At 72.7% G+C, this 19,449-nt stretch carries 19 protein-coding genes; 16 read left to right on the top strand and 3 right to left on the bottom strand.

The window, feature by feature from the left end; all coding sequences use genetic code 11:
* Nucleotides 1-23: 23 nt before the first annotated feature.
* The 9 genes from K7472_RS28775 to mutM all read left to right on the top strand — a co-directional run bounded on the left by K7472_RS28775 (nucleotide 24) and on the right by mutM (nucleotide 6,090).
* Entirely contained in the window at nucleotides 24-551 is a 528-nt protein-coding gene (locus K7472_RS28775) for a hypothetical protein (protein WP_222981588.1), read from the top strand.
* Entirely contained in the window at nucleotides 548-685 is a 138-nt protein-coding gene (locus K7472_RS28770) for a hypothetical protein (protein ID WP_222981586.1), read from the top strand. The genes K7472_RS28775 and K7472_RS28770 overlap by 4 nt, the downstream gene beginning before the upstream one ends.
* 71 nt (nucleotides 686-756) lie before the next feature.
* Nucleotides 757-1,359 carry a 16S rRNA (guanine(966)-N(2))-methyltransferase RsmD gene (gene rsmD / locus K7472_RS28765; RefSeq protein ID WP_222981584.1) on the top strand — a complete coding sequence of 201 codons (603 nt, stop codon included), beginning with the start codon at nucleotides 757-759 and terminating at the stop codon, nucleotides 1,357-1,359.
* Nucleotides 1,360-1,385: 26 nt separating this feature from the next.
* A complete protein-coding gene (coaD, locus tag K7472_RS28760) occupies nucleotides 1,386-1,865 on the top strand; it encodes a pantetheine-phosphate adenylyltransferase (protein ID WP_222981624.1) in 480 nt (159 codons plus the stop codon).
* Between the two features lie 150 nt (nucleotides 1,866-2,015).
* The gene (locus K7472_RS28755) at nucleotides 2,016-3,242 is read left to right on the top strand and encodes a F0F1 ATP synthase subunit B (RefSeq protein ID WP_222981582.1); all 1,227 of its coding nucleotides are present in this window, start codon (nucleotides 2,016-2,018) and stop codon (nucleotides 3,240-3,242) included.
* 208 nt (nucleotides 3,243-3,450) lie between these two features.
* Complete coding sequence (locus K7472_RS28750) at nucleotides 3,451-4,047, top strand: YceD family protein (protein WP_222981580.1); 597 nt, start codon at nucleotides 3,451-3,453, stop codon at nucleotides 4,045-4,047.
* A 2-nt stretch (nucleotides 4,048-4,049) separates the two neighbouring features.
* Nucleotides 4,050-4,223 carry a 50S ribosomal protein L32 gene (gene rpmF, locus K7472_RS28745; RefSeq protein ID WP_109452482.1) on the top strand — a complete coding sequence of 58 codons (174 nt, stop codon included), beginning with the start codon at nucleotides 4,050-4,052 and terminating at the stop codon, nucleotides 4,221-4,223.
* Between the two features lie 19 nt (nucleotides 4,224-4,242).
* Nucleotides 4,243-5,067 (top strand): ribonuclease III, encoded by an 825-nt coding sequence (rnc, locus tag K7472_RS28740; RefSeq protein WP_222981579.1) that lies wholly within the window; start codon nucleotides 4,243-4,245, stop codon nucleotides 5,065-5,067.
* A gap of 150 nt (nucleotides 5,068-5,217) precedes the next feature.
* A complete protein-coding gene (gene mutM, locus K7472_RS28735) occupies nucleotides 5,218-6,090 on the top strand; it encodes a bifunctional DNA-formamidopyrimidine glycosylase/DNA-(apurinic or apyrimidinic site) lyase (protein WP_222981577.1) in 873 nt (290 codons plus the stop codon).
* Here mutM and K7472_RS28730 read toward each other — a convergent pair.
* On the bottom strand, nucleotides 6,066-6,509 hold the full coding sequence (locus tag K7472_RS28730) for a winged helix-turn-helix transcriptional regulator (protein ID WP_222981575.1): 444 nt from the start codon (nucleotides 6,507-6,509) through the stop codon (nucleotides 6,066-6,068). The two genes, mutM and K7472_RS28730, sit on opposite strands and share 25 nt — an antisense overlap.
* Before the next feature lie 135 nt (nucleotides 6,510-6,644).
* Here K7472_RS28730 and K7472_RS28725 point away from each other — a divergent pair, with 135 nt between their 5' ends.
* On the top strand, nucleotides 6,645-7,247 hold the full coding sequence (locus tag K7472_RS28725) for a flavodoxin family protein (RefSeq protein WP_222981573.1): 603 nt from the start codon (nucleotides 6,645-6,647) through the stop codon (nucleotides 7,245-7,247).
* A 136-nt stretch (nucleotides 7,248-7,383) separates the two neighbouring features.
* Nucleotides 7,384-8,406 (top strand): alpha/beta fold hydrolase, encoded by a 1,023-nt coding sequence (locus K7472_RS28720; RefSeq protein WP_222981571.1) that lies wholly within the window; start codon nucleotides 7,384-7,386, stop codon nucleotides 8,404-8,406.
* Between the two features lie 63 nt (nucleotides 8,407-8,469).
* On the opposite strand, the gene K7472_RS28715 is transcribed toward K7472_RS28720, so the two are convergent.
* A complete protein-coding gene (locus tag K7472_RS28715; RefSeq protein WP_222981569.1) occupies nucleotides 8,470-9,381 on the bottom strand; it encodes a CAP domain-containing protein in 912 nt (303 codons plus the stop codon).
* A gap of 134 nt (nucleotides 9,382-9,515) precedes the next feature.
* Here K7472_RS28715 and K7472_RS28710 point away from each other — a divergent pair, with 134 nt between their 5' ends.
* From K7472_RS28710 to K7472_RS28695, 4 genes are all read left to right on the top strand, one after another.
* Nucleotides 9,516-9,842 carry an acylphosphatase gene (locus tag K7472_RS28710; RefSeq protein ID WP_222981567.1) on the top strand — a complete coding sequence of 109 codons (327 nt, stop codon included), beginning with the start codon at nucleotides 9,516-9,518 and terminating at the stop codon, nucleotides 9,840-9,842.
* 423 nt (nucleotides 9,843-10,265) lie between these two features.
* The gene (locus K7472_RS28705) at nucleotides 10,266-10,466 is read left to right on the top strand and encodes a hypothetical protein (protein ID WP_222981565.1); all 201 of its coding nucleotides are present in this window, start codon (nucleotides 10,266-10,268) and stop codon (nucleotides 10,464-10,466) included.
* Nucleotides 10,467-10,812: 346 nt separating this feature from the next.
* Nucleotides 10,813-14,658, top strand: a complete 3,846-nt coding sequence (locus tag K7472_RS28700; protein WP_222981563.1) for a chromosome segregation SMC family protein — start codon at nucleotides 10,813-10,815, stop codon at nucleotides 14,656-14,658.
* Nucleotides 14,659-14,909: 251 nt separating this feature from the next.
* On the top strand, nucleotides 14,910-16,337 hold the full coding sequence (locus tag K7472_RS28695; protein ID WP_222981561.1) for a sugar porter family MFS transporter: 1,428 nt from the start codon (nucleotides 14,910-14,912) through the stop codon (nucleotides 16,335-16,337).
* Between the two features lie 145 nt (nucleotides 16,338-16,482).
* Here K7472_RS28695 and K7472_RS28690 read toward each other — a convergent pair whose 3' ends face one another.
* Complete coding sequence (locus K7472_RS28690; protein WP_222981559.1) at nucleotides 16,483-17,937, bottom strand: purine-cytosine permease family protein; 1,455 nt, start codon at nucleotides 17,935-17,937, stop codon at nucleotides 16,483-16,485.
* Between the two features lie 244 nt (nucleotides 17,938-18,181).
* Between K7472_RS28690 and ftsY the strand changes: the two genes are divergently transcribed.
* On the top strand, nucleotides 18,182-19,402 hold the full coding sequence (gene ftsY / locus K7472_RS28685) for a signal recognition particle-docking protein FtsY (RefSeq protein ID WP_222981557.1): 1,221 nt from the start codon (nucleotides 18,182-18,184) through the stop codon (nucleotides 19,400-19,402).
* Nucleotides 19,403-19,449: the final 47 nt, after the last annotated feature.

Below are 19,449 nucleotides of genomic sequence, written 5' to 3'. Positions count from 1 at the left end.
TTGGACCATTGGGGGCTGAAATCATGGCGTTCCGTCATCTCAACGAACTGCCACTGGGCGAGCGGGTCTTCCGGATCGAACTCGCCAGTGACGACGACACCACGGTGACCCTGGGACTGGCCGGCTGGAGCGAGGCCGACCCGGACACCCCGCTCGCGTCCGGTGAACTGCGACTGCCCCTGCGGGACGTGGCATCGCTGCGCATCGCCCTCAACCGCGCCCTGCGGGCGCTGGCCCTGGTGGCCGACGTCGCCGAGCCGATTCCCGACCGGGACGTGCTGCGGGAGCTGTTCCCCGGCCACGGCGCGCCCTGGATACCCCAGCACGAGGAGGAACTCGTCCGCAGGTTCCACGACGGCGAGACCATCGCCCGCGTCGCCGCCCGCTTCGGCCGTACCCCGGACTCCCTGCGCACCAAGCTGCGCGAGCTGGGGCACGACCCGCGCCGCCCGGAGCACTGCCCGCCGGACGGCTGCCTGTCCTGGTCCCGTTACGCGTCGGCCGCCGTCGTCGGTGCCGTCGGCGCGGTGGGGGAGGGGAACGCCGAATGACCATGGCCCACGCACACAGCGGCGACGACGACAACTGGCACAACGGCTTCGCGCCCGCGAGACGTGACGGCTTCGCGCCCGCGGGGCACGGCGGCCGCGCGCCCGCGCGGGTCGAGCCGTTCGCGGCCGGGTGATGTACTGGTGGAACGGCGCCCGACCGGCGCCGTTCCACCGCCCACCCGACCCTTGAGGACGTGACGACGACGTGACCCGCGTGATCGCCGGAGCGGCCGGAGGACGGCGGCTCGCCGTGCCGCCGGGGCTCGGCACCCGGCCCACCTCGGACCGGGCGCGTGAAGGGCTCTTCTCCAGCTGGGAGTCGCTGCGCGGCACGCTGGACGGCGCCCGCGTGCTCGACCTGTACGGCGGCTCCGGCGCGGTCGGCCTCGAAGCGCTCTCCCGGGGCGCGGCCCACGTGCTGCTCGCCGAGGCGGACGCCCGCGCCGCCCGGGTGATCCGCGACAACGTGCGCGCCCTCGGGCTGCCCGGCGCCGAGGTGCGCCCCGGCAGGGCCGAGAAGCTGGTCGCGGGACCGCCGCCGGGCGAACCGTACGACCTGGTCTTCCTCGACCCCCCGTACGCCGTCACCGACGACGAACTGCGCGAGATCCTGCTCACACTCACCGCCGGGGGCTGGCTCGCGCCGGACGCCGTCGCCACCGTGGAGAGGAGCACCCGGGGCGGTGAGTTCCGCTGGCCCGGGGGGTTCGAGGGGCTGCGGGCCCGCCGCTACGGAGAAGGCACGCTTTGGTACGGTCGCGCCGCCGCCGGTGATCACGCCGGCGGCGCCGGCACGCCCGCGTCATGAACGCACCGGAGAGCGAGGAACCACTGTTGCGCCGCGCCGTCTGTCCGGGGTCCTTCGACCCCATCACCAACGGACACCTCGACATCATCGCCCGCGCGTCCCGCCTGTACGACCAGGTCTACGTCGCCGTGATGATCAACAAGTCGAAGCAGGGCCTGTTCGCCGTCGACGAGCGGATCGCGCTGATCGAGGAGGTCACCGCGGGGTTCGGCAACGTGGTGGTGGAGTCCTTCCACGGACTGCTGGTCGACTTCTGCAAGCAGCGCGACATCCCCGCCATCGTCAAGGGCCTGCGGGCGGTCAGCGATTTCGACTACGAGCTCCAGATGGCCCAGATGAACAACGGGCTGTCCGGCGTCGAGACGCTCTTCGTACCGACCAACCCCACCTACTCCTTCCTCTCCTCCAGCCTGGTCAAGGAGGTCGCCCAGTGGGGCGGCGACGTCTCCCACCTGGTGCCCGAGCCGGTGCTGACGGCGCTGCGCGCCAAGCTGGCCCGGGACTGACCACGCCCACCGCCGCCCGGCACCCGGCTTCCGCGGGGCTGACGTCGCGTCAGTCACTGTGCCGGGTGCGCCGGGTGGTCGTAGCATCTGCTTGACCCGTACGGCGACCGCCGGTCCGCGGGGTCCGGCCGAGGAGAGACTGACAGCACCATGGACGTGCAGAAGAAGCTCGACGAGATCGTCGCGGCCGTCGAAGGCGCGCGCTCCATGCCGATGTCCGCCTCCTGCGTGGTCAACCGCGCCGAACTGGTGGCCCGGCTCTCCGAGCTCCGCGATGCGCTGCCCGACTCGCTCTCCCAGGCCCAGGCGCTGCTGGGCGACCGCGACCAGATGGTGGCCGAGGCGCGCGCCGAGGCCGAGCGGATCATCGAGTCCGCCCACCAGCACCGCGGTTCGCTGGTCTCCGACACCGAGGTCGCCCGGCAGTCCCAGGAGGAGGCCGACCGCATCCTCGCCGAGGCCCGCCGCGAGGCCGAGGAGATCCGCGCGGAGTCCGACGAGTACGTCGACAGCAAGCTCGCCAACTTCGAGGTGGTCCTCACCAAGACCCTCGGCTCGGTCGACCGCGGCCGCGAGAAGCTGCTCGGCCGCGACCCGGGCGCCCCGCAGGACGACGTGGACGACGAGGCCCCCGAGCGCAGCGCCGACCCCGAGGAGCTGCGCCGCCGCGCCGACGCCTACGTGGACGCCAAGCTCGGCGCCTTCGAGGCGGTGCTCGCCAAGACGCTGGAGGCGGTCGGCCGGGGCCGCCAGAAGCTCACCGGCCACCGCGCGATCGACGACCTGGGCGCGCACCTGGCCGCCCAGGACGCGGCCGAGGGCGGCGCGGCCCACCAGAGCGACGCGGAGTACCTCGCCGGGCTCGCCGGAGTCCCGTTCGTCAGCGAAGACCAAGCCGCCCAAGCCGCCCAGGCCGTCCAGGTCCCGCAGGCCGACCCCGGTACCGGTTACGGCTACCCGGAGCAGCCCCAGCAGCAGCCGTACGACCCGGCCGCGGCGTACCCGGCGGCGGCCGCCGCCCAGCCCGGCGCGGAGTACGGCTACCAGCAGGACGGCTGGACCCAGCAGCAGCCCGGCTACGACGGCTACGGCTACCCGCAGCAGCCCCAGCAGCAGCCCGAGTACGGCACCGAGTACGCCGACCCGGCCGCGTACGGCTGGCAGGAGCAGCCGCAGGGCTACGACCAGCCGCACGTACCGCACCAGCAGTCCCCGTACGAGCAGCAGGCGCACCAGCCCCACGACCACCAGCCCCACGACCACCAAGCGCACCAGGGCCACCAGGCGCCGCAGCCGGCCGGGCTGGACGAGACGAGCTTCTTCGACACCGGAATGATCGACCTGGACCGGCTGCGGGAGCTGGAACAGGGCCGCTGACCGGCCCGGAGCCGGGCGAGGTCGGGGGACGAGTTGGGCCAGCGGCGCGCGTCCAGTATCCTGACACCTCCGGCCTGTGAACACGTGCCGGTTTTCGGCTGCCCGCTTTAACCCGGGCCCGCGCCGGACGGCACGCACACGTCGTACGGCAAAGCACCAAGGAAAGCAGGAAGCCATCAACGCCCGCCTCGACCACCGCGACCCGCTCGTGTTCGACACGCGTGAGCTGGGTCGTCGTCCTGGCGCGATGAAGAAGGTCTCCCGCACGGCACCCGCACCGGCCGACCTCGGTCTCGCCGGGGTGATCGGAGTCCCGCAGGGGGCGCCGGTCGAGCTCGACCTGCGGCTGGAGTCCGTCATGGAGGGTGTGCTCGTCACCGGCACCGTCCATGCGCCGGTCACGGGCGAGTGCGTAAGGTGTCTGGAGCCGATCGAGCGCGAGCTCGACACCGACTTCCAGGAGCTGTACTCCTACCCCGACGCCGGTGAGCGGTTCGGCGGCGAGTCCGCCGAGGCCGACGGCGACGACGAGGAGGAGACGCTCTTCCTCGAGGACGACCTGTTCGCCCTCGAACCCGTGCTGCGTGACGCGGTGGTGCTCGCACTGCCGTTGCAGCCGGTGTGCCGGGAGGACTGCCCGGGTCTGTGCTCCGAGTGCGGAGCGCGGCTCGCGGACGACCCCGACCACCACCACGACGCCGCCGACATCCGTTGGGCGGCATTGCAGGGACTCGCCGACACCCTCCAGGACGGCGAGAAGGACAACGCACCCCGCGCGAGCGGGGATGACCCACAGGAGAAGTAGCCGTGGCTGTTCCGAAGCGGAAGATGTCGCGCAGCAACACGCGCCACCGCCGTTCGCAGTGGAAGGCTGCGCCCGTGAGCCTGGTGGCGTGCGAGCGCTGCCACGAGCCGAAGCTCCAGCACATCGCGTGCCCGAGCTGCGGCACCTACAACAAGCGTCAGGTGCTTGAGGTCTGATCGGCGGGTGACAGGCTCCATGTCAGACGCCAAGTCGTCGGCAGACGCCGGTAAGGCAGCCTCGTCCCACACGCTCCTGGAAGGGCGGCTCGGGTACACACTCGAACCCGCCCTTCTGGTGCGTGCGCTGACGCACCGCTCGTTCGCGTACGAGAACGGCGGGCTGCCCACCAACGAACGGCTGGAGTTCCTCGGGGACTCCGTGCTCGGTCTGGTGGTCACCGACACGCTCTACCGCGCCCACCCCGACCTGCCCGAAGGCCAGCTGGCCAAGTTGCGGGCCGCGGTGGTCAACTCGCGTGCCCTCGCCGAGGTCGCCCGCGGTCTCGAACTGGGCAGCTTCGTCCGCCTGGGCCGGGGCGAGGAGGGTACCGGCGGCCGTAACAAGGCGTCGATCCTCGCCGACACCCTCGAAGCGGTCATCGGCGCGGTCTACCTCGACCAGGGCCTGGACGCCGCCTCCGAGCTGGTGCACCGGCTGTTCGACCCCCTGATCGAGAAGTCCTCCAACCTCGGAGCGGGCCTGGACTGGAAGACCAGCCTCCAGGAACTCACCGCGACCGAAGGGCTCGGCGTGCCCGAGTACCTGGTCACCGAGGCGGGACCGGACCACGAGAAGACCTTCACGGCTGCCGCCCGCGTCGGTGGTGTCACGTACGGCACCGGCACCGGCCGCAGCAAGAAGGAAGCCGAGCAGCAGGCCGCCGAGTCCGCCTGGCGGGAGATCCGCGCCAAGCAGGAGGAGACGGCCAAGCAGGCAGAGACGGCCAAGCAGCAGGAGGAGACGGCCGAGCAGGAGGCCGAGGCCGCCCAGGCCGGCACCGCGGAGTCCGCGGCGCCGTAACGGCCCGCGCACGTCCGCGTCCGCCGCGTCCTGTGAGCACCGGTACGCAAGCCCGCTTCCGTACCGGCTCCCGTCCGCATCCGTACGGCACCGGGCCCGCCCCCACCCGCTGGGGGCGGGCCCGAGCCGGATCACCGCCGGAGGAAGGTCATGCCGGAGCTGCCCGAGGTCGAGGTGGTCCGCCGCGGTCTGGCCCGCTGGGTCAGCGGCCGCACGGTCGCCGACGTCGAGGTCCGGCACGTCCGCGCGGTGCGTCGGCACACCGAGGGCGCGGAGGACTTCGCCGCCCGGCTGCGCGGTGCGGTGATCGGCGACGCGCACCGCCGCGGCAAGTACCTGTGGCTGCCGCTGGACGACGGCGGCTCGCTGCTGGGCCACCTCGGCATGAGCGGCCAGCTCCTCGTCCAGCCGCCGACCGCGCCCGACGAGAAGCACCTGCGCGTCCGGCTGCGCTTCGCCGACGACGTCGCCACCGAACTGCGCTTCGTCGACCAGCGGACCTTCGGCGGCCTGTCGGTGCACCCCCGCGTCCCGGACGGCCCGGACGCCGCCCTCGGCCTGCCGCTGCCGCTCGCCCACATCGCGGCGGACCCGATGGAGGCCGCGTTCGACGAGGACGCCTTCTACGACGCGTTGCGCCGCCGCCGCACCACCGTCAAGCGCGCCCTGCTCGACCAGTCGCTGATCAGCGGCGTCGGCAACATCTACGCCGACGAGGCCCTCTGGCGCGCCCGGCTGCACTACGACCGTCCCACCGCCACGCTGACCCGGCCGCGTACCGCCGAACTCGTCGGCCACATCCGGGACGTGATGATGGCCGCCCTCGACGTGGGCGGCACCAGCTTCGACAGCCTCTACGTCAACGTCAACGGCGAGTCCGGCTACTTCGACCGCTCGCTGGACGCCTACGGGCGCGAGGACGAGCCCTGCCGCCGCTGCGGCACCCCGATCCGCCGCCGGCCGTGGATGAACCGCTCCAGCTACTTCTGCCCGCGCTGTCAGCGCCCGCCGCGCGCGTCATAGGCCTCGCGCGCCGCCAGCACCTCGGGCATCCGCCCCTCCACCAGGTCGAACAGCTCCCGCAGCCGCCTCGCCACGTCATGCCCCAGCGGGGTCAGGCAGTAGTCGACGCGGGGCGGATTCGTCTCCTGCGACCTGCGGTTGACCAGACCGTCGCGCTCCAGCGCGTGCAGCGTCTGGGACAGCATCTTCTCGCTCACGCCGTCGACCCGGCGCCGCAACTCGTTGAAGCGCACCGTGCTGTCGCTGATCGCGCTCAGGGTGAGGCTTCCCCAGCGCCCGGTGACGTGTTCCAGCGTCCCGCGGGAGGGACAGTCGCGGGCGAAGACGTCGTACGGCGAGCAGGTGTCCTCGGCGGAGGAGGCTTGGGCGGAGGTGCCCTGGTCGGAGGCGTGCGGGGTGGCGGGGGCGGTGGCGTCCATGGGGTCAGCGTACTCCGACGCAGTGCTAACTGTTGGGTTGCGCTTTCTTTTTGAAAGTGCTCTGATGTGGGAGCGGCGCCGCCAGGCAGCGCGCCGCGAGCACCCCCCCGCCACCCGGCCTTCCGAGGAGAACCCGTGACCACCCCTGCCGCCACGCCCGCCGCCCCCGTTGTCGCCATCGCCTACCACTCCGGCTTCGGCCACACCGCCGTCCTCGCCGAGGCGGTCCGCGACGGCGCCGCTGCCGAGGGCGCCGCCGTCCACCTCGTCGACGTCGACGGCATCACCGACGAGGGCTGGGCGCTGCTGGACGCGGCCGACGCCATCGTCTTCGGCTCGCCGACCTACATGGGCACCGCCTCCGGCGCCTTCCACGTCTTCGCCGAGGCCACCTCCAAGCGCTGGTACGGGCGGGCCTGGCAGGACAAGCTGGCGGCGGGCTTCACCAACTCCGGCTCCAAGAGCGGCGACAAGCTGCACACCCTCCAGTACTTCACCGTGCTCGCCGCGCAGCACGGCATGCACTGGGTGAACCTGGGGCTGCTCCCCGGCTGGAACGCCTCCACCGCCTCCGAGAACGACCTCAACCGCCTGGGCTTCTTCCTCGGCGCGGGCGCCCAGACCAACAGCGACGAGGGCCCGGAGGGCGTGCACAAGGCGGACGTCGCCACCGCCGAGCACCTCGGGCGCCGCGTCGCGGGGACCGCCAAGCGCTACGCGCCTGCCGCGGCGGCCTGACGGCGGGTCGGGGTCGGAGGCGTGACGGCGGCTTCGGGGTGGCGGTTGCCGAAACGGCAACCTTGATCGCCTTCCGGGGCCGCCACACCGCATGATCAAGGTGTTTCGCGGCCACCCGGGAACCCGAGGAGATGCCATGCCCCAGCCCGCCCCGTCCGCAGACCCGCGCCACCGCGTCGACGCCGCGCGCCACCGCACCGTCGACGCGCCCGCCGGGCGGCTGCACCTGGTCGAGCAGGGCACCGGGCCGCTGGTCCTGCTCGTCCACGGCTTCCCCGAGACGTGGTACTCGTGGCGCAGGCAACTCCCGGCCCTCGCCGCGGCGGGGTACCGCGCGGTGGCGCTCGACGTGCGCGGCTACGGCCGCTCCTCCAAGCCGTCCGCGATCGAGGCGTACCGGATGCGGGCCCTCGCGCAGGACAACGTCGCCGTGGTGCGCGCGTTGGGCGAGGAGACGGCGGTGATCGTCGGGCACGACTGGGGTGCGAACATCGCGGCCGTCTCCGCCCTGCTCCACCCCGAGGTCTTCTCCGCGGTGGGCCTGCTGAGCGTGCCCTACGCCCCGCCCGGCGGCCCCCGCCCGAGCGATGTCTTCGCGCGGACGGGCGGGGACCAGGAGTTCTACGTCTCCTACTTCCAGGAGCCGGGCCGGGCCGAGGCCGAGATCGAGCCGGACGTCCGGGGCTGGCTCGCCGGCTTCTACGCGGCCCTGTCCGGCGACACCATGCCGGCGCGGGACGAGCCCGACCCGCACTTCGTCAGCCGCGGCGGCACCCTGCGCGACCGGTTCCCCCGGGACCGGCGCCCGTCATGGCTCACCGAAGCCGATCTCGACACCTACGCCGGGGAGTTCGAGCGCACCGGCCTGACCGGGGCGCTCAACCGCTATCGGAACATGGACCGCGACTGGGAGGACCTCGCCGACCTCGACGGCGCCCCGCTCACCCAGCCGTCGCTGTTCATCGGCGGCACCCTGGACGCCTCCACCACGTGGATGGCCGACGCCGTCGACGCCTACCCGGCCACCCTCCCCGCCCTGGTCTCCTCCCACCTCCTGGACGGCTGCGGCCACTGGCTCCAGCAGGAGCGCCCGGAGGAGATCAACAAGCTGCTGACCGACTGGCTCGCGGTGGTGTCCCGGCCCACGCCCCAGCGGTAGCGACAGCGACCGCCGCCGAGCGGAGATCGCCCCGGAGCGGACGAGGATCCCGGTGAAGCGGACTCAGAAGCCGAAGTCCTGCGTCCACCACGGGCCGTCGGGGCCGTAGTACACGCCGATCCCGATGGAGTGGTAGTCGCAGCTGAGGATGTTGGCCCGGTGGCCGGGGCTGTGCATCCAGGCGGTCATCACCGCCTGGGCGTCGGCCTGGCCGCGGGCTATGTTCTCGCCCGCGAGGTTGCCGATCCCCAGCGCCTTCGCCCGGTCCCACGGGGACTTGCCGTCCGGGTCGGTGTGGTCGAAGAACCCCCGGGTGCCCATCTCGGTGCTGAAGCCCTGCGCCAGCGCGGTCAGCTTCGGGTCGGCGGTCAGCGGCTTGCACCCGGCCGTGGCCCGCGCCTGGTTGACCAGGGCCAGCACCTCGCCCGCCGCCACAGCGGAGGCACTCTGCGCGCTGGGCGTCGCCGTCGCCACCGGGGTGACCGGCCCCGACGCGCTGCCCGAGGGGGTCGTGGCACCGCTCGCGCCGCCGGATCCGGACGGCGGCACGGTGACCGTCGGGCCCGGCCGGGTCGCCGTGCCGCCCGGGGTCGCGGTCGGCGAGACCACGGGCGCGGGCGCCGCGCTGCCGCCCCGGGAGCCGCTGAGGGCATGGCCGCCGGGCGCGGTCGAGCCGCCGCCCGTCGTGGAACCACCGCCGTCCGGGCCGCCCAGCAGCGACGTGGGCGTGCCGTCCGCCTGGGTGAGCCCGCCCGACGTGTCGTCACCGCCGCCGAGGACACGACCGCCGCCCGGCAGGCCCGAAGGGGTCGGCAGCAGTCCGGTGGCCACCGCCACGGCACCCACCGCCACGGCCGCGGAGGCGCCCAACAGCCCGGTGCGCGCCGGGTGTTGCCGACGCCGGTGACCGCCGTGGCCGTTCGGGGCGGCGGCCGGGGCGGACGGAGCGGGCGGATCGAGTCGGTGGCGGCCCATGCGCACGGCCCTCACTTCCGGGTGTCGGCGTCCCGCAATCACCCGAACGGGTGAACGCAGTTGCGGCGCGACTGTACCGAACCGGCGCCGTGACGGAAGTGAGGCGTGCGCAATTGACGGGATACGGTGATCTCATGAACGGCTCTGCCCGCACAGGTCACCAGGATGATCCGGACGCCTCCGGCGGGCCCGTACGGCTGACCGCCTGGGTGCGCGGGCGGGTGCAGGGCGTCGGCTTCCGCTGGTGGACGCGCGCCCGCGCGCTGGAGATCGGCGGCCTGACCGGCTTCGCGTCCAATCTCGACGACGGCCGCGTCCAGGTCGTCGCCGAGGGCCCGCACGACGCCTGCGAGCGCCTGCTGACCTCGCTGCGCGAGGGGGGCACTCCCGGGCGGGTGGACGGCGTGACGGAGATGTGGGGTACGCCACGTGGCGGCTACGAGGGCTTCGCCGAACGCTGACCCGTGGACGGCGGCGTTGAAGGCCCCGCGCGTCGTGCCGTACGTCATCCATGACGTAGGGGCGCCGTCCGCGTGAGGGGTGCGCAGGTGGCGCGACCTGCCGTGACGGGCGCCGGTGACAGCTTCCTGCAGAACCTTGCCAAACGGCCCCCGCCGTGCCAGGCTGCGGCAGCAAGGATGATCTCCGAGCCCCCGCGGGTGCCTCCGCGGCGCGTCGCGCGCCGCGTGTCGTGACGGCACGCCGGACGAGTGGGGCGTGATCGTGTTGACCGTCAAACCATTTGGTGAGACGCTGGAAGCCCCGCGCACCTTAGCTGTTCGGCCGTCCGAGAAGCAACGGCAGCGGCGAAAACGGCGGGTGCGGCAGCCCCCTCACGACCCACACCGCACAGGTCGGTCACTCAGCGTGGAGGACCATTCATCATGGCAAAGGCGCTTCTCGGTTACGTCGGCGGCCCCGACCCGCGACTCCTCGCCGAGATGCGACGGCTTCAGCAGCGCGTTCAGGACCTGGAGTCCGAGCTCGTACGGATCCAGGCCGAGAACGACGCGCTGGCCTCGTCGCGCGAAGAGTCGCTGCTCGACAGCATCGACGTATCCCAGGCGGAGCCTGCTCTCGCTTGATCCGGTCCATGCCCCTCGGGCCGGATCAACCACGTCAGCACCGCAGATGATTCTGCAAAGGGACGCTTCGGCGTCCCTTCGTCGTTTCCCGGGACTTCTCGTCGTTTCCCAGGACTTCCCGGGACGCCTCGCCCGTCGTCTCCAGGACTCTCTCGCGCCCGGCGCCCGCCGTTACCGCTGAAGTCGTGCCCCCGTCGTGCGCCCCCGTTTCCCGGGCGGTCGCCAGGTCTTCGCCGACACGTGCGCCCGCCTTCTACCGTCTGATGTGCCCTGCGCCCTCCCCGGCGAAACCGTGGCCGAACTGTAGAGTCCGACTGCCCGGCAACGCGGAGGAGGACAGGTCGGCGTGCACCTCAAGAGCCTGACCCTGCGAGGCTTCAAGTCCTTCGCCTCGGCCACCACCCTGCGTTTCGAACCGGGCATCACCTGCGTCGTCGGCCCGAACGGCTCCGGCAAGTCCAACGTCGTGGACGGCCTGTCGTGGGTGATGGGGGAGCAGGGCGCCAAGAGCCTGCGCGGCGGCAAGATGGAGGACGTCATCTTCGCGGGCACCACCGGCCGCCCGCCGCTGGGCCGCGCCGAGGTCTCCCTCACCATCGACAACGCCGACGGCGCCCTGCCCATCGACTACGCCGAGGTCACCATCACGCGGACGATGTTCCGCAACGGCGGCAGCGAGTACCAGATCAACGGCGACACCTGCCGCCTGCTGGACATCCAGGAACTGCTGTCCGACTCCGGCATCGGCCGCGAGATGCACGTGATCGTCGGTCAGGGCCAGCTGGACTCGGTGTTGCACGCCGACCCGATGGGCCGCCGGGCCTTCATCGAGGAGGCGGCGGGCGTCCTGAAGCACCGCAAGCGCAAGGAGAAGGCCCTGCGCAAGCTGGACGCGATGCAGGCCAACCTCGCCCGGGTGAGCGACCTGACCGCCGAACTGCGCCGCCAGCTCAAGCCGCTGGGCCGGCAGGCCGCCGTCGCCCGGCGCGCCGCCGTCATCCAGGCCGACCTGCGCGACGCCCGCCTGCGGCTGCTCGCCGACGACCTGGTGACGCTGCGCGAGGCGCTGCGGGCCGAAGTCGCCGACGAGGCCGCCCTCAAGGAACGCAAGGACGCCGCGGAGGCCGCGGTCGACGCCGCCGCCCGGCGCGAGGCCCAACTGGAGCAGCAGGTACGGGAGATCGGCCCGCGCCTCGCCGCCGCCCAGCAGACCTGGTACGGCCTGTCGCAGCTGGCCGAACGCGTGCGCGGCACGATCGGCCTGGCCGAGCAGCGGATCCGGCACGCCACCGGCCAGCGCACCGAGGAGCGGCACGGCCGTGACCCGGAGGACCTGGAACGCGAGGCGGCACGGGTGCGCGAGCAGGAGGCCGAGCTGACCGCCGCCCTGGAGGTCGCCCGCTACGCGCTGGAGGACACCGTCGCGCACCGCGCGGAGCTGGAACGCGCCCTGGCCGCCGAGGAAACGCGCCTGAAGGCCGCCGCCCGCGCCATCGCCGACCGCCGCGAGCTGCTCGCCCGGCTGCACGGCCAGGTCAACGCCGCCCGCAGCCGAGCCGGTGCGGCCGAGGCGGAGATCGGCCGCCTCACCGCGGCCCGTGACGAGGCGGCGGAACGCGCGGTGAGCGCGCAGGAGGAGTACGAGGGCCTGAAGTGCGAGGTGGACGGCGCCGAGGCGGTCGACACCGAGCTGGAGGCGGCGTACGAGACGGCCCGGCGGGAGCTGGCCGACGCTGAGGAAGCCTTGGCCACGGCCCGCGACGCGGCGACCGTCGCCGAACGCGAACGCGCCGCGCTCGCCGCCCGGCACGAGGCGCTGGCGCTCGGCCTGCGCCGCAAGGACGGCGGCGCCGCCCTGCTGGCCGCCGCCGGACGCCTGACCGGACTGCTCGGCCCGGCCGCCGAACTGCTGACCGTGACCCCGGGCCACGAGGCCGCGATCGCCGCCGCCCTGGGCGCCGCGGCCGACGCGGTGGCGGTGGCCACGCCGTCCGCCGCTGCCGAGGCGCTGCGGCTGCTGCGGGCGGACGACGCGGGCCGGGCCGCGCTGCTGGTCGGCAGCGGCGAGGGGGAGTTCGTCCCGGCCCGGGCGGCGGCCGCTTCCGCGAGGGAGGGTTCGGCGACGGACGATTCCACGACAGGCAATGCCTCGGCAGGCGATGCCACGACCGGGACGTCCGCGACGGCGGAGGGCGCTCGCGCCGAAGCGCCCGCAACGCCCGTCACGCCCGCCCCTCGCGCGCCGGAACTCCGCGCGCCGGAACCCCGCACGGCCCCCGTCGGCCTTCCCCACCAGAGCCCGGCGGCCCCGGACGCGTCCGCCGCCGTTCCCGCCGCCGAACTCGTCACCGGGCCGCCGCGGTTGCTGTCCGCGGTGCGCCGTCTGCTGCGCGACACCGTGGTGGTCGCCGACCTCGCCGCCGCCGAGGAGCTGATCGAGCGGCGCCCGCAGGCCGTCGCGGTGACCGCCGAGGGCGACCTGCTCGCGGCGCACTTCGCGCACGGCGGCTCGGCGGGCGCGCCCAGCCTGCTGGAGACCCAGGCCGCCGTGGACGAGGCCGCCGCGGGCCTGGAGCGCCTCGCGGCCCGGTGCGCGGGGCTGGCCGAGGCGCAGGCCGCCGCCAAGGAGCGCCGCGCGTCGGCCGCCCGGCAGGCCGACGACCTCGCGGCGCGGCGCCGTACCGCGGACAAGGAGCGGTCGGCCGTCGCCCAGCAGCTCGGCAGGCTCGGCGGCCAGGCCCGCGCCGCCGCGGGCGAGGCCGAGCGCACCGCGGCCGCCGTCGTACGCGCCGAGGAGGCGCTGTCGCGGGCGAGCGGCGAACTGGCGGAGCTGGCCGGGCGGTTGAGCGAGGCCGAGGAGGTGCCCGCCGAGCAGGAGCCGGACACCGCCGCGCGCGACCGGCTCGCCGCCGACGGCGCCAACGCTCGCCAGACCGAGATGGAGGCGCGGCTGCAACTGCGTACCCACGAGGAGCGGGTGAAGGCTCTGGCCGGGCGCGCCGACTCGCTGGACCGCGCGGCCCGCGCCGAGCGCGAGAACCGGGCCCGCGCCGAGCGCCGCAAGGCCCGGCTGGCGCACGAGGCCCGCGTCGACTCGGCTGTGGCGTCCGGCGCCCGCGGCCTGCTGGAGTACGTGACGGTCTCGCTGGAGCGCGCCGAGCGGGAACGCGCCGCGGCCGAGCGCGCCAAGGCGGAGCGCGAGGCCGCGCTCGCCGCCGAACGGGACGCGGCCCGCGGCTGGAAGTCCGAACTGGACAAGCTGACCGACTCGGTGCACCGGGGCGAGGTGCTGGGCGCGGAGAAGCGGCTGCGCGTCGAGCAGTTGGAGGCCAAGGCGCTGGAGGAGCACGGCATGGAGCCGGCCGGCCTGATCGCCGAGTACGGCCCCGACCAGCCCGTGCCGGCCCCGCATCCCGCCGAGGGCGAGCAGCCGCACGCCGAAGCGGAGGCGCCGCGTGCCGACGCGGAGGGGGAGGCGCCGCGGGCCGAAACGACGGAGGAGGCGCCGCCGACGCGGCCCTACGTGCGCGCCGAACAGGAGAAGCGCCTGAAGGCCGCCGAGCGCGCCTACGCGCAGCTGGGCAAGGTCAACCCGCTGGCGCTGGAGGAGTTCGCGGCCCTGGAGGAGCGGCACAAGTTCCTCACCGAGCAGTTGGAGGACCTGAAGAAGACCCGCGCCGACCTGCTCCAGGTCGTCAAGGAGGTCGACGAGCGGGTCGAGCAGGTCTTCACCGCCGCGTACCACGACACGGCGCGGGAGTTCGAGGGCGTCTTCTCGCGTTTGTTCCCGGGGGGCGAGGGCAGGCTGGTGCTCACGGATCCGGACGACATGCTGGCCACCGGCGTGGAGGTCGAGGCGCGGCCTCCGGGCAAGAAGGTCAAGCGGCTGTCGCTGCTGTCGGGTGGCGAGCGCTCGCTGACCGCGGTGGCGCTACTGGTGTCGATCTTCAAGGCCCGGCCGAGCCCGTTCTACGTGATGGACGAGGTCGAGGCGGCGCTTGACGACACCAACCTGCAACGACTGATCGGGATCATGCGCGAGCTCCAGGAGAGTTCGCAGCTGATCGTGATCACCCACCAGAAGCGGACGATGGAGGTCGCCGATGCCCTGTACGGCGTATCGATGCAGGGTGACGGTGTCTCGAAGGTGATCAGCCAACGGCTGCGGGAGAGCGGCAAACGCTCCGCCTGACCCGGTCCCTCACCGCGGTCGCGTCCGCCCGATGGCTGACGCGATCTTCAATATGTGAACGATGCGTGACGTGTCCTGTGTCCAAACAGACACCTGACCCCCTATTGACTTCGGAACTTGAACGCATAGCCTCTGAAACGTCGTTTTAACCTTCGACGGATGGTCGAGTGGTGACGGTCGGTGGATCGCCTGACACTCGAGATCCAGGCCCCCACACCGCAGGGCTCACCGACGAGCCCCAGGAGTTCACCTTGACCAGCACACGACCAGGCGTGACGCCGGGTGGCCCGCAGGCCGCCTCCGACCACCTCGGGCACGTCGTCTTCATCACGGCGGCGGCCGCCATGGGCGGTTTCCTGTTCGGCTACGACAGCTCCGTCATCAACGGCGCCGTGGTCGGCATCCAGGGCAAGTTCGGCATCAGCCACAGCCTGCTCGCGCAGGTCGTCGCCGCCGCGCTGCTCGGCTGCGCGGTGGGCGCCGCGCTGGCCGGACGGGTCGCCGACCGCATCGGCCGCATCCGGGTGATGCGGATCGCCGCCGTGCTCTTCACCGTCAGCGCGGTCGGCTCCGCGCTGCCGTTCGCCGTGTGGGACCTGACCATGTGGCGGGTCATCGGCGGCTTCGGCATCGGCATGGCCTCGGTGATCGGCCCCGCCTACATCGCGGAGGTCGCGCCGCCCGCCTACCGTGGCAGGCTCGGCTCGTTCCAGCAGGCCGCGATCGTCGTCGGCATCGCCATCTCGCAGCTCGTCAACTACGGCATCCTGCAGATGGCCAACGGTAACCAGCGCGGCAAGCTCGGCGGCCTGGAGGCCTGGCAGTGGATGCTGGGCGTCATGGTCGTGCCGGCCGTCCTGTACGGCCTGCTGTCCTTCGCCATCCCCGAGTCGCCGCGCTTCCTGCTGTCGGTCGGCCGGGACGACGCCGCCAAGAAGGTGCTCAGCGAGGTCGAGGGCACCGGCACCGACCTCGACGCCCGCGCCGAGGAGATCCGGCACGCGATGCGCCGGGAGCACAAGTCCACCTTCCGCGACCTGCTCGGCGGCCGGGGCGGCTTCCTGCCGATCGTGTGGATCGGCATCGGGCTGTCGGCCTTTCAGCAGCTGGTCGGCATCAACGTGATCTTCTACTACTCGTCGTCGCTGTGGCAGTCGGTCGGCATCGACCCGACGAGTTCGTTCCTGTACTCCTTCACCACGTCGATCGTGAACGTGATCGGCACGGTGATCGCGATGCTCTTCGTGGACAAGATCGGCCGCAAGCCGCTGTCGATCATCGGTTCCGTCGGCATGACGATCTCGCTGGCGCTGGCCGCCTGGGCGTTCTCGTTCAAGACCGGCCACGGCAGCAACATCCACCTGCCCAACACCCAGGGCACGGTGGCCCTGGTCGCCGCGCACAGCTTCGTGCTGTTCTTCGCGCTGTCGTGGGGTGTCGTGGTGTGGGTGCTGCTCGGCGAGATGTTCCCCAACAAGATCCGCGCCGCCGCGCTGGGCGTCGCCGCCTCCGCGCAGTGGATCGCCAACTGGGTGATCACCGTCAGCTTCCCGACGCTGTCCGACTGGAACCTGTCCGGCGCGTACGTCATCTACTCGTGCTTCGCGCTGCTGTCGATCCCCTTCGTCGTCTTCCTGGTCAAGGAGACGAAGGGCAAGTCCCTGGAGGAGATGGGCTAACACCCCGCCGCCCCCTCCTCCAGCCCGCTGCCCCGGCCCGGCCGCCGTCCCCGGCCCCGAGCCGGGGCAGCTCATCGCCGTCACGAGGGCACGGAAAACGGCGCGGCCCCGGGGCCGCGCCGTTCGTCCTTCCTTCCGCCGGGCCTCAGACCGTGGCCGCGGCCTCGGTCGCCTCGGCCGGCTCGGTGTCCGGGGTACGGGACGGGCGCCGCCGGGGCAGCACGCCGTACAGCACCGCGGAGACCACGATGGTCACCGCCCAGCCCAGGCCGTTGCGGCCGGGCCAGCTGGACGCCAGCGGGCCGGAGAACCAGGAGACCGAGGTGAAGCACAGGCCGAACGCCAGCCCGGCCGCCCACGCGGTCATCGCCTGCCAGGCGAAGCCGCCCTTGTACCAGTAGGCGCTGGAGCGGGAGGTGTCCATCAGCGCCTTCGCGTCGTACGACGTGCGGTGCAGCATGTCCACGCCGAACACGCCGATCCACGCCGAGAACGAGACCGCCAGCAGTGTCAGGAACGAGATGAACGAGCTGATGAAGCTGGTCGCCACGATCATCAGCAGCGAACCGAAGACCAGGCTGATCACGGCGTTCACGCTGACCGCCGCGGCGCGCGGGATGCGGAAGCCCAGGGTCTGCGCGGTGAAACCGGCCGAGTACATCGACATGCTGTTGATCAGCAGCATGCCGATCAGCGCGATCAGCAGGTACGGCACCGAGATCCAGGTCGGCAGCAGCTTGCCGATGAACGAGACCGGGTCGGTGGCCGACGCCAGGTCCGGCGTGCCGACCGCCATCACCGCGCCCATCAGCACCAGCGGGACCACCACGATCCCGGCGCCGCCGACGGTGTTGCCGACGATGCCCTTGTCGGACGCCCGGCGCGGCAGGTAGCGGGCGAAGTCGGCGCCGGAGGGGGCCCAGCTGATGCCGCCCGCCGCTATCGTGCCGACGCCCGCGATCAGCGCGGCGGTACTGCCGCCCGGTCGCGAGAAGACCTGCGACCAGTGGGTGTGCCCGATCAGGTAGACCAGCACCGCGACGCTGAACGCGCCGAACAGGTACGCCGACCACTTGTTGCACAGCAGCAGCACGACGCGGCCCATGCCGGAGACGGTGAAGGTGCAGCCGACGAAGAACAGCAGCGTGACGACGATCAGCACGGTGTTGCTCTTGATCCCGAACAGCAGGTTCAGGATGGTCAGCACCGCGTACGCGCCGGTGACCGCGTTGATCGTCTCCCAGCCCCAGCGGGCGATCCAGGTGACCGCGCCGGGGAAGAGGTTGCCGCGCTGGCCGAAGACCGCCCGCGACAGCGTCATGCCGGGGGCGCCGCCGCGCTTGCCCGCGATGGCCAGGAAGCCCACGATGCCGTAGCTGACGACCGGGGCGAGGATCGCGACCAGCAGCACCTGGTAGAAGTCCAGGCCGTTGGAGACCACCAGGCCCGCGCCCATGGTGAGCAGCAGCACGCTGATGTTCGCGGCGACCCAGGTCGGGAAGAGTTCACGGACACGGCCGCGTCGCTCGCTGTCGGGAACGGGCTCGATGCCCCGGGTCTCTATGGCGCTGCTCGCCTCGCCGGCGCGCGTCTGGTCCATGGCGGAGGTACTCCGGAGGAAGGGGAAGGCGGTGGAACCGCGGAGCGGAACAAGGCTGCCGCACGTGATCTACGCGCGTCACGGCCCCAGGATCATATGCGCCTGAACAAAACGTCAACCGTGATCTTTGTCCCATTATGCCGGATCTCCCGCCGTCACCACGAGGCCCGGCCCGGCGACCCGGCCGCCCGCCGCGCCGCCTTCGCGTGACGCGGCCGGGCCGTGGCCGATACTGGAGGGCGTTATGGAAACCGTCATCCTTGCTGTAGTCATCGCCCTGGTCGCGGTCGGCGCGCTCAGCGGCCTCGTGATCGGCAGCCGCCGTAAGAAGCAGCTGCCGCCCGCGCCGCCGCCGTCGGCAGAACCGAGGATCACCGCCCCTCCGGCCGAGCCCCACGTCGGCGAGGACGCGGAGACCCCACGTGACGAACCTCGCAGGACCATCGAGGAGGTGGGCCTGCCCGAGGCCCCGGTGGTCACCCTGCCGCCGGAGGCAGAGGAACCCGAGGCCGCCGCCGCGCCGCCGGCCGTCGAGGTCCCCGAGCCCGCCGCGGGCCGCCTGGTGCGGCTGCGCTCCCGGCTGTCGCGGTCGCAGAACACCCTCGGCAAGGGCCTGCTGGCCCTGCTGTCGCGGGAGCACCTCGACGAGGACACCTGGGAGGAGATCGAGGACACCCTCCTGACCGCCGACGTCGGCGTCGCCCCCACCCAGGAGCTCGTCGAGCGGCTGCGCACCCGCGTGCGCGTCCTGGGCACCCGCACCCCGGCCGAACTGCGCACCCTGCTGCGCGAGGAGCTGCTGACGCTGGTCGGCACCGACCTCGACCGCGTTCTGCACACCGAGAGCGTGACCGACAACCCGGCCGTGCTGATGGTCGTCGGCGTCAACGGCACCGGCAAGACCACCACCACCGGCAAGCTCGCCCGCGTCCTGGTCGCGGACGGGCGCAGCGTGGTGCTGGGCGCGGCGGACACCTTCCGGGCCGCCGCCGCCGACCAGTTGCAGACCTGGGGCGAGCGCGTCGGCGCCCGCACCGTGCGCGGTCCCGAGGCCGGCGACCCGGCGTCGGTGGCGTTCGACGCGGTGAAGGAAGGCATCGCCGAGGGCGCGGACGTCGTGCTCATCGACACCGCGGGCCGCCTGCACACCAAGACCGGCCTGATGGACGAGCTGGGCAAGGTCAAGCGGGTCGTGGAGAAGCACGGCCCGGTCGACGAGGTGATCCTCGTCCTGGACGCCACCACCGGGCAGAACGGCCTGGTCCAGGCCCGCGTCTTCGCCGAGGTGGTCGACATCACCGGCATCGCCCTGACCAAGCTGGACGGCACCGCCAAGGGCGGCATCGTCGTGGCGGTCCAGCGCGAACTGGGCGTCCCGGTCAAGCTGGTCGGCCTGGGCGAGGGCCCGGACGACCTGGCGCCGTTCGAGCCGGAGGCGTTCGTCGACGCACTGATCGGCGACTGAGACGCTCCAGGAAGACTCAGGAACGTGTAAGGGGTGCTCACGCATGG

The sequence above is a fragment of the Streptantibioticus parmotrematis genome, assembly GCF_019890615.1.
Lineage (GTDB): Bacteria > Actinomycetota > Actinomycetes > Streptomycetales > Streptomycetaceae > Streptantibioticus_D > Streptantibioticus_D parmotrematis.
This window is presented reverse-complemented; position numbering and strand designations above follow the sequence as displayed.